Source organism: Stutzerimonas kunmingensis, from assembly GCF_900114065.1.
GTDB lineage: Bacteria > Pseudomonadota > Gammaproteobacteria > Pseudomonadales > Pseudomonadaceae > Stutzerimonas > Stutzerimonas kunmingensis.
On record NZ_FORS01000014.1, the window covers coordinates 44,642 to 50,954 of the forward strand.

General features: G+C 59.5%; 6 protein-coding genes and 1 pseudogene. 4 read left to right on the forward strand and 3 right to left on the reverse strand.

What is annotated here, in order from left to right; genetic code table 11:
• Positions 1-68: 68 nt before the first annotated feature.
• Together BM275_RS20710 and BM275_RS20715 are read right to left on the reverse strand one after the other, a co-directional pair.
• Positions 69-323 (reverse strand): hypothetical protein, encoded by a 255-nt coding sequence (locus tag BM275_RS20710; protein ID WP_090523300.1) that lies wholly within the window; start codon positions 321-323, stop codon positions 69-71.
• Positions 320-1,906: a DNA recombination protein RmuC gene (locus BM275_RS20715; RefSeq protein WP_244153896.1), complete on the reverse strand. Its 1,587-nt coding sequence runs from the start codon at positions 1,904-1,906 to the stop codon at positions 320-322. The genes BM275_RS20710 and BM275_RS20715 overlap by 4 nt, the downstream gene beginning before the upstream one ends.
• A 127-nt stretch (positions 1,907-2,033) precedes the next feature.
• Between BM275_RS20715 and BM275_RS20720 the strand changes: the two genes are divergently transcribed.
• The 3 genes from BM275_RS20720 (at position 2,034) to BM275_RS22505 (ending at position 4,262) form a co-directional block, all read left to right on the forward strand.
• Complete coding sequence (locus tag BM275_RS20720; RefSeq protein WP_090523306.1) at positions 2,034-2,909, forward strand: helix-turn-helix transcriptional regulator; 876 nt, start codon at positions 2,034-2,036, stop codon at positions 2,907-2,909.
• Between the two features lie 14 nt (positions 2,910-2,923).
• Positions 2,924-3,457, forward strand: coding sequence for a plasmid pRiA4b ORF-3 family protein (locus BM275_RS20725; protein ID WP_090523308.1), 534 nt, complete (start codon positions 2,924-2,926; stop codon positions 3,455-3,457).
• 649 nt (positions 3,458-4,106) lie between these two features.
• Positions 4,107-4,262 (forward strand): DUF4113 domain-containing protein, encoded by a 156-nt coding sequence (locus BM275_RS22505; RefSeq protein ID WP_223696374.1) that lies wholly within the window; start codon positions 4,107-4,109, stop codon positions 4,260-4,262.
• A gap of 9 nt (positions 4,263-4,271) precedes the next feature.
• Here BM275_RS22505 and BM275_RS20735 read toward each other — a convergent pair whose 3' ends face one another.
• On the reverse strand, positions 4,272-5,150 hold the full coding sequence (locus BM275_RS20735; RefSeq protein ID WP_090523311.1) for a site-specific integrase: 879 nt from the start codon (positions 5,148-5,150) through the stop codon (positions 4,272-4,274).
• A gap of 323 nt (positions 5,151-5,473) precedes the next feature.
• Here BM275_RS20735 and BM275_RS20740 point away from each other — a divergent pair.
• Positions 5,474-5,995 (forward strand): annotated as a pseudogene (locus BM275_RS20740) (IS5-like element ISPre1 family transposase); the annotation flags it as partial.
• Positions 5,996-6,313: the final 318 nt, after the last annotated feature.

A 6,313-nucleotide genomic window follows, 5' to 3' on the forward strand; every position in this document is an offset into this window, starting at 1 on the left:
TGCTTCCTGCTGAGCGTGGTTGATGGAATAAAGTCGTGGCCGAGCCTGCGTGTGCAGGCGACCGTTCGTCAATCGCGGCGTTTGTCGTTGTCCAGGTCACGGTCGCTGCCGCCCTTGTCGTAGTCCCAACGACCATCGTTGTCGATATCCCGATCCGAGCCGCCGGCATTGAAATCCCAACGCCCGTCGTTATCCATGTCGCGATCGCTGCCACCTGCGCCGAAGTCCCAGCGGCCATCGTTGTCCAGGTCGCGGTCCTGGGCGAAAGCCGTGCTGCTCATGCCGAGCAGCAGCACCATGGCCAGTCGCACGAACGCGTTCATGCTTGCTCCTGCGCCGCGAAGGCTTCCTGTTCGACCAGGCCCAGCTCAAGCTCGGCACGGTCTACCCAGGTTTCGTCCAGCTCACCTTTGACGGCCACCCCCAGTTGGCGGAAGTCGCTGACCTGCTTGACCAGGTTGGCCTTGCCACTGACCAGTTGATCACGCGCCTTACGGTAGGCGTCCTGGGCTTTGTCCAGGCTGTTGCCGATCGCGTCCATGCTGCCGAGGAAGGTGCGCAGCTTGTCGTAGACCTTCCCAGCGCGCTCGGCCAGCTCGGCGGTGTGCTTGTTCTGGTCCTCGAAACGCCAGAGCTGACGGACGATGTTGAGGCTGGTGAGCAAGGTGGTCGGGGTAGCGACCAGCACGTTCTGCTCGATGGCTTTCTGGAACAGGGTTTCGTCCGCCTTGAGCGCCTCGACGAAGGCCGACTCGATGGGCACAAACATGAACACCATCTCCGGCGCATTCAGCCCAGGCAGCTCGAAGTAGTGCCGGTTGGCCAGCTCCTTGATGCGCTGGCCGATGGCCGTGACGTGCTCGTTGAGAGCCAGGCGCCGCTCGGCATCATCCTCGGCATTGATGTAGCGGGTGTAGGCATTGAGCGAGACCTTGGCATCGATGATCAGGTGCTTGCCCTGCGGCAGGTAGACGATCACGTCCGGGCGCTGGCGATTCTCCTCGCCATTGATGCTGACCTCGCGCTTGAAGTCGCGCCCGTAGACCAGACCGGAGCGCTCCAGGACGTTTTCCAGCACCAGCTCGCCCCAGTTGCCCTGGGCCTTCTTCTGGCCCTTGAGTGCGGTGGCCAGGTCATGGGCCTCCTGGGTGATCTGCTGGTTGAGCGCCTTGAGGTGCAGCAGCTCCTGGGTCAGCGCGGCCTGCTGCTGGACATCCTTGTGGTGGATGTCTTCGACCTTGGCGCGGAAGCCGTCGATCTGCTCGCGGAAGGGCTTGAGCAGCGCATCCAGCGACTGCTGGCTGTGCTGCGAGAAGGCCTGGCCCTTGGCTTCGAAGATCTGCCCGGCGAGCTGCTCGAACTCCAGCTTGAGCTGGTCACGGCTCTCCTTGAGCAGCTGCTGTTGCTCGGCAAAGTGCTGCTGCTTTTGCTCCAGGCTGCTGCTGAGAGTGGCGTGCTCCTTGGACAGGTTGGCGAACTTGTCCTGCATCACCTCGTGGCTGTTTTGCAGGCGCTCATGGGCCTGCTTGAGCTCGGCGTGCTGCTGCAGCAGCTGGCCGTGCTGAGCACGCGCCGCGCTGGCCTGGCTTTGCGCATCGGCCAACTGGGTGAGTAGTTGCTTCTGCTCATCGCGCAAGCCGGCAGACTCATCATGGGCAAAGCTCAGCTGGCGCTGCAGTTGCTCGACATGCGCCTTCTCGGCACGCACCGCGGCGGTCAGCTCGCGCAACTCCAGTTCGCGCGACTGGCTCAGTGCCTGAAGCTGCTCCAGCTGGTCTTTGCAGGCCTGCAGATTGGTGTGCGCCTCGTTGCGCCGCATGCTCTGCCAGAACAGCGCCAGGCCAAGACCTGCGGCCAGCACCAGGGCAGCCGCCACCATTCCCCAGGCTATTCCGATATCGCTCATGGTGTTCTCCTTCCACTGAGTACATCAGTGATGCAACTTGAATGACAGCCACAGGATATGTAGCCTCAGGCGACGCATCCACGGTGTTTACTCGTACAGGTAAAGTTTTCGAGCAGATGGAGAGGCCATGAAACGCAAGCAAGCAATCGAATCGGCACGCTGGGACCTGGCGTTGCGCTACCGCCTGATCGAGACGGTGGTCTGGTGGGAAGGCCGCTTGACCACTGGCCACTTGATGCAGAGTTTCGGCATCAGCCGACAGCAGGCGTCGAAGGACATCAACTCCTACATCTCCGACTACGCGCCGAAGAACCTGGAATACGACAAGCATTTGAAGGGATATGTGCCGAGCCGCTACTTCAAGCCACTGTTCATTGACGACAGCGCCAGCGCCTACCTGCATCTGCTGAATCAAAACTACGAGCGGGCGCCTCATATCGACGGGCTGGCCTTGGCCTACGCGCACACCGAAGTGCTGGACGTACCGGATCGATCAGTCCGCCCGGAGGTTTTGCGCCCCCTGCTCAAAGCTTGCCGCGAGGGGCTGCGACTGGAGTGCGAGTATGTGTCCTTCAGCACCCCGGACGTTGAGACCCGGTTGATTGCCCCACATACCCTGATCTACACCGGCATGCGCTGGCATGTGCGCGCGTACTGCGAGAAGAACGGAGATTACCGAGACTTCGTGCTAAGCCGGTTCCGCGGTGAGCCGGGACTGATGGATGACCAGTCTGAACACGGCCGGGACCTGGATAGCGGCTGGAATACCGAGCTCGCGGTGGTCATCGAGCCCGACTCGCGATTGAAACCCGAGCAGCGCGCCATTATCGAGGCCGACTACGGCATGCAGGACGGTCAACTGCTGATCGAGACCCGCGGTGCTCTGGTGCAGTACGTGTTGCAGCGCTATCAGATCGACCCGACCAAGGTGCACGCCAAAGCCACGGCACAGCAGATCGTGGTTGCCAACCTCGATGAACTGCAACCCTGGCTGTATCACTGACCTTAGGAGCCCGCATGGCCGCTCAACCCCTGCTCTATACCCTGCATATCCAGCTAGAGCCGCTGCAGCTCGATCCACCGATCTGGCGGCGCATCCGGGTGAGCGGCGACTGTACCTTGCGCAAGCTGCATCACTTCATCCAGGCGGCCTTCGGCTGGCACAGCTGCCACCTGCATGAGTTCAGCAATGGCGTGAACTGTTATATGCCACTGGATGCCGAGCTGATGTACCAGTACGACGACGTGCTGGATGACCGCAAAACCAAACTGCGCCGAGTATTCAAAGAGGCGGACCGTCTGCGCTATCTCTACGACTTCGGCGATAATTGGCAGCATGTGATTGCCGTGGAAAGCATCGAGCCCTGCGACTTCACTGGCACCTGGTGTGAAGTACTCGATGGTGCGCGTGCCTGCCCGCCGGAAGATGTGGGCGGCGTGCCGGGTTACCTAGACTTCTTGGCTTCAGGTGGCAGCTTTGATCCCGAGCTGTTTGACCGACGCGCCGCCAACGCGGCGGTGCAGCGGATCTGCAACAACTTCTGGGGCTGAAGCCAGTGCCACCAAGAGGCGCTACCGCTTAATCCGCAGCACCGCCATAGGCCAGCCGGGCAAGCCCGAGCAGTGCGGGCAGCACCAGCGCCAGGGGTAAAAGATCGCTAAGGGTGGGCAGCAAGATCATAGGAGGTCCTCCTGGTCGGTTGCCCCAACCTAGCGAGAACCACCCGCCGGGGCGATCTGTCTACTTTTCGCCTGTAAACAATCCGTGCAGACCCCGTCCCCCCCCCCTGGCGACGAGCGCGCCTTGCCGGAATGACGGAGGCTCGAAAACTGTACACAAATACAGTTATCGGTCAGACCGTTATGAGTAACGCCCTTATCCTCGGACCACTGCAGTGCAGCGCAGCGGCACCGCCCTCCCTCTCTTCGATGCACGCATCCCGGTCGACTTTCCCAGCCCTGCGCTTGATCACATGGAGCACAAGCTGTCGCTCGATGCATCGCTGGATCTGCAGACCCCGTATACCCAACCGATGACAGACGACTGATCATCTAGGCCGTTCAGACTGGGCTGAAGCCGGTGTACCGCGAAGGTTTCAGCTACACCAAGACGCAGGTGCTGCTATTGGATCTCTGCCGAAAGAATGAGTACACACCGGATCTGCTCGCCCCAGAGCAGCCCATCAGAACCGAGCGACTGATGAGCACCCTGGATGCGATCAACAGCCGCTGGGGGCGGGGCACATTGCAGCCAGGAAGAACTGCCAAGCCTGCGGAGTGGTCAATGCGCAGAGAGTTTCTGTCACCCGCCTACACCACGCGCTGGGCAGAGCTGCTGAGGGTTAGCGCCCGATAAACTCACTTATCAGCAGGCCGCATGCAGAGCCGTTGAGCGAGATCTCACATAACCCGCATGTGTTGCTCGAATCTTCGATAGATCTGCGTCCGTTGCCGGCCTGACCTTCACGGCCTCGGCCCGCCCATAACGCTTGTCACCGTAGCGTCCAATAGAGTCCGTTGCCTGGTGCCCTATCACATATGCCATCTCGACTCTGGACATACCTGAGGCCTTCATATTCGCACCAAACTGGTGGCGCAGCGTGTACATGCTGGGAGGTTTGCCCCGCGAGAAAACCTCTTTTGCGGCTTCATGGATCGCCATTCGGATAGAGTCCAGACTCCGGACGTCAGAGCGAAACGCCTCTAGCGCGTTACGCACAAGCAGGCAGAAGTCTTGATCAGCCTCCAGCACCCGATCAGCGCCACGTAGTCCACCATGGCTATGTTTGGCACCAAGAACGTGGATCCTCGTACCTTCAATACTGATGTCACTCAGCTCGCATGGACGGGCCCCAGTCATACAGATCAGCATTAGCGCCCCAGCCTCAACCCCCAGTCCCTTGGCTAAAAGCGCCCTCACCCATTTGGCGAAATCGTCATCAGAAATTCTCTGCCGCCGCGCCTGCTTGCGCTTGCGAGGCAAGCCCAGAACGGTAACCGGGTTGAGCGTCCGATTGATCTCCTGCGCAATCCAGAAATGCCCCCTGAGCTTCTGGTCCAAGGCCAATGCATTACGCAACCGCCTGAAGTAGTCAGGCCGGTACTCGGGGGCAGCACGCAGCAGCGCGCCGATGATGCGGAACTCATCCAACTCATCCAGCGCAGAGACAGGGATTTCTGGAAAGCGTGTCGTATAAAAGTGGGTAGCTAGTGAGCGGTAAGCAGTTTGAGTATCGGTGTTCATGCTGATTCTTCTTTTTATGTGTACGAACGATCTCGCACATAACCAGCATGCTTAATGAGCAAAAGCTATTGCAACAGGAAAATCAATTATTTTTGTATAACGAAGATTGAATGAACGTCAAGGCAGACAGCCTTGTCCTGAGCGGACAGCGGTTCGTTGATTGAAGATGAATCCGATCAGTCAACCCAGCTGTACGACGCGGCTGCCGCAGGCCTTTCGCTATGAATCGTCGACAGAACAGCTACCGCCCACTACTAGGGAAACTCTGAAGAAGACCTCCTGATTTTGGCAAAATGTCCGGACTCCACCCGCCGAGTTTTCCGATGAAGCAGATGACCTTTGCCGACGCCGAGTACGCCGGCAAGCGCAAACAGACCCGCAAAGAGCTGTTCCTGATCGAGATGGATCAGGTGGTGCCGTGGAAGGGTTTGATTGCCTTGATCGAGCCGCACTATCCCAAGGGTGAAGGTGGTCGTCCGGCGTATCCGCTGATGGCGATGCTGCGCGTACATTTGATGCAGAACTGGTTTGGCTACAGCGATCCGGCGATGGAGGAAGCGCTGTACGAGACGACCATCCTGCGCCAGTTCACCGGGTTGAGCTTGGAGCGCATTCCCGACGAAACCACCATCCTCAACTTCCGCCGGCTGCTGGAGAAACACGAACTGGCTGCCGGCATCCTGGCTGTGATCAATGGCTATCTCGGTGACCGCGGTCTGTCGCTGCGTCAGGGCACTATCGTCGATGCCACGTTGATCAATGCGCCAAGTTCGACCAAGAACAAAGACGGCAAGCGCGACCCGGAGATGCACCAGGCCAAGAAGGGTAACCAGTACTACTTCGGCAGTGCGACCTGAAAGTCGCATGGGTTTCTGTTCCGCAGGTTAACGCCCGACGGAACCGACTGTTCCACCACTCGTTCCCTACCCAGACAGGCGTGGCCGGTAACAGCCGGGTCTGAAGCTCTGGGGACAATGTAACCGCCGATATTTCGGTAGGTCGAACCGCGAGGCCAGACTGAATCTGCCAGCATCAAGGCGGAGAGGCGCTAGGGATGAACAGGTACGGCTAACACAAGTGAACCTCATATAAACGTCGTCATAGTAGCCAAGCCAAAGATGCTGACAGGCTTGTACCAAAAGGTGCGCGGCCAGGCAGGGGCT